Consider the following 3,144-nt stretch of genomic DNA (forward strand, 5'->3'; position numbering starts at 1 on the left):
CCGGCTTTTCCGACTCTATCAGAAGTTTTCCACCCGGTTTTCCGGGGTTCAGATCCTGATGAGGAATCGGATTGTGCTCCTCGATTCGGAATGGCGTTACGCGTTCCGATCGGGAGACTAGAGAGATTTTAGAGCGTCACCCACGAACTGTCCAGTCCGAGGCAACCGTTCGAATCTACCTCCCCACGCCAACCGTGTCAACGGTCTTTGCGGGACCTGAGGAGACTAGCAGCTTCGGCGGGTGCTCCGCACGTCAGGCCGCGGTCGGTTGCACGTCCGAGCGGTCGGCGGCCTCCACGTCGCCCACCTCGCCCGCCCGGGCGGCCCGGCCGCCGAGCACGTAGACGTAGACCAGGAAGGCCGCCTCCGCCAGCACGCCGATGGCGATACGGGCCCAGGTCGGCAGCCCGGACGGGGTCACGAAGCCCTCGATCACTCCCGAGACGAACAGCACGACCGCCAGGCCGACCGCCATGCCCAGGGCGGCGCGGCCCTGTTCCGCCAGGGCCTCGCGGCGGCTGCGCGGGCCCGGGTCGATGACCGTCCAACCCAGCCGCAGCCCCGTACCGGCGGCCACGAAGACGGCGGTCAGTTCGAGCAGGCCGTGCGGGAGGATCAGGCCGAGGAACGTGTCCAGGCGGCCCGCGGCGGCCATCAGGCCGAGGCCGGCGCCGAGGTTCAGCATGTTCGTGAACAGCACCCAGATCACCGGGATGCCCAGGAAGGCGCCCAGGACCAGGCACATCGCGGCGGCCCGGGCGTTGTTCGTCCACACCTGCGCCGCGAAGGACGTCGCGGGGTGGCTGGAGTAGTACGTCTCGTACTGACCGCCGGGCCTGGTCATCTCCCGGATCTCCTCCGGGGCCCCGATGGCGGCCTGGACCTCGGGGTGCGCCGCGATCCACCAGCCGATGAGGACGCCCACGGCCACGGACAGCAGCGCGGTCGGTATCCACCAGCGCCGGCTGCGGTAGACGGCGGCCGGGAAGCCGGCCGTGAAGAACCGGGCCACGTCGCGCCAGCCCGCCCGGCGTGCCCCCGTCACGGTCGCCCGCGCCCGCGCGACGAGCTGGGTCAGCCGGCCGGTGAGCAGCGGGTCCGGGGCGCTGGACTGGATCAGCGAGAGGTGGGTGGCGGCGCGCTGGTAGAGGGCGACGAGCTCGTCCGCCTCGGCACCGGTGAGCCGCCGGCCGCGGCCGAGCAACTGCTCCAGGCGGTCCCACTCCGCCCTGTGGGCGGTCACGAAGACGTCGAGATCCATCCGGTTTGCCGCTCCCCTGCCCCAGGTCCCTTACTCCTGCTGTGGTCAGCTTGGCAGACTTGATGACCGAGAGGCATGGCCGAGGGGCGGGACGGGCCACGTGAAAGGTGCGCAACCGTGAGTGATCTGGTGACGGGGGACGCGGTCGTCCTGGGGTTGCGGCCGGCGCGGCTGCCGAGCCGGGCGCTGGCGATCGCGCTGGACATGCTGGTGTACGTCACCGGGTACGTCCTGATCTCGGTCGGTCTGGCCTTCGCCACCGCCGAGCTGGACGAGGCGGCGCTGGCGGCGGTGACGGTGGCGGCGTTCGTGCTCGTGCTGGTCGGGGTGCCGATCGCCGTGGAGACGCTGTCGCGGGGCCGGTCGCTGGGGAAGCTCGCCTGCGGGCTGCGGGTGGTGCGCGACGACGGCGGTCCCATCCGGTTCCGGCACGCGCTGGTGCGCGGGGCGCTGGGGGTGGTGGAGCTGCTGATGACCTTCGGGTCGGTGGCCTGCATCGCCTCGCTGGTGTCGGCGCGGGGCCGGCGCCTGGGGGACGTGTTCGCCGGGACGCTCGTCGTCCGGGAGCGGGTGCCGGGCGCCGCGGTGATGCCGGTGCCGCCTCCGCCGCCGTGGCTGGCGGGCAGTTTCACCGGGCTGGACCTGTCGGGCGTACCGGAGGGGCTGTGGCTGGCGATCCGCCAGTACCTGACCCGGATGGGGCAGCTGGACCCGCAGGTGAGCGTGACGATGGCGGCGCGGCTGGCGGACGACCTGGTCGCGCGGACGGGTACGCCCCCGCCGCCGGGGGTGCCGGCCGCGGCCTATCTGGCGGGTGTGGTGCACGAGCGGCAGACCCGGGACGCGGCGAAGGCGTTCCGGCAGCAGGCCGTCGCGGCAGCGCCGGTCGCGGCTCCGGCGGGCGGATACCCCGCGCCGGGGTTCGGGCCCGTTCCGCAGGCCGGCGCTCCGTACGCCGCCCAGCCGCACCCGGGCCGGCCGCACCCGGGCCAAGCGCACCTCGCCCAGCCGTACGCCGCCCAGCCGGCGCCCGTCGTGCCCGTGCCACCCGTGGCGCCGGCCGCGCCCGCCGCTCCGCCCGCCGCGGCCGTCGTGCCGCCTCCGGCGACCGGGTTCGCGCCGCCCGCCTGAGGCGGCCGGGCTGCTCGGTGGTCAGGACGGGAAGGCCGAGGGCGGGGTGTCCAGCTCTTCGAGTTCGATGCCCGGGGCCGCGAGGACCACGTCGCCGGTCAGGTGGACGGTGTGGACCTCGCCGGTGTCCAGGGCCGTGACCTGGTACTCGTCCACGACGAGCGGTCCGCTGTCGGTGCTGTGCGTGGCGGTGCCGACGAGGGCCCAGGCCTGGTCCTCCGTGCGCGGGGCGAGGACGGGGTCGGTGAAGCGGACGAGGCGGACGCGGGTCGCGGGGGCGCCGGGGGTGAGGCGCAGCAGCCGGGCGGTGGCGACGAGGAAGGCCGGGGAGGTGCCGGTGAAGGCGGGGGCCCGGACGTTGCCCTCGGTGGCCTCGGTCCCGGTGGGGTCGGTGCGGACCCAGGTGACGCCGTCGACGGCGGCGCCGCGGACCTGCCAGCTCCGGGCATTGAGTTCGAGGCGGATGGGGCGGCCCAGCTCGTCCACGGCGAGGTCGACCGAGCCGCGGTGGTCGCCGTCGGGGCCGGTGAGCCGGGAGACGTAGCGCCAGCCGGAGGGGCCCGGGGCGCAGGAGAAGTGTTCCTCGCCGAGCGGCGTGTGGTCGTGGGGGTCGTGGAGCGAGTAGCGACCGCGGGGCATGGGGCTTCCTGACGTCCGACGTGCAGGGCAGGCCCCCGGCGGAGGTGCCGGGGGCCTGCCTGGAGTGCTGCTGTGCTGCTGCTACCGCTCGACCGTGTCCGGTCGGGTGGTGA

General features: G+C 74.1%; 3 protein-coding genes. 1 reads left to right on the plus strand and 2 read right to left on the minus strand.

Features of this window, described 5'->3' with window-relative positions:
* Positions 1-253: 253 nt before the first annotated feature.
* Positions 254-1,261, minus strand: coding sequence for a stage II sporulation protein M (locus LG632_RS29815; RefSeq protein WP_226731047.1), 1,008 nt, complete (start codon positions 1,259-1,261; stop codon positions 254-256).
* 117 nt (positions 1,262-1,378) lie between these two features.
* On the opposite strand from LG632_RS29815, the gene LG632_RS29820 reads away from it, so the two are divergent.
* Positions 1,379-2,392, plus strand: a complete 1,014-nt coding sequence (locus tag LG632_RS29820) for an RDD family protein (RefSeq protein ID WP_226731048.1) — start codon at positions 1,379-1,381, stop codon at positions 2,390-2,392.
* A 21-nt stretch (positions 2,393-2,413) separates the two neighbouring features.
* On the opposite strand, the gene LG632_RS29825 is transcribed toward LG632_RS29820, so the two are convergent.
* Positions 2,414-3,031: a hypothetical protein gene (locus LG632_RS29825; protein WP_226731049.1), complete on the minus strand. Its 618-nt coding sequence runs from the start codon at positions 3,029-3,031 to the stop codon at positions 2,414-2,416.
* Positions 3,032-3,144: the final 113 nt, after the last annotated feature.

The sequence above is a fragment of the Streptomyces antimicrobicus genome (assembly GCF_020532625.1).
Taxonomy (GTDB): Bacteria; Actinomycetota; Actinomycetes; order Streptomycetales; family Streptomycetaceae; genus Streptomyces; species Streptomyces antimicrobicus.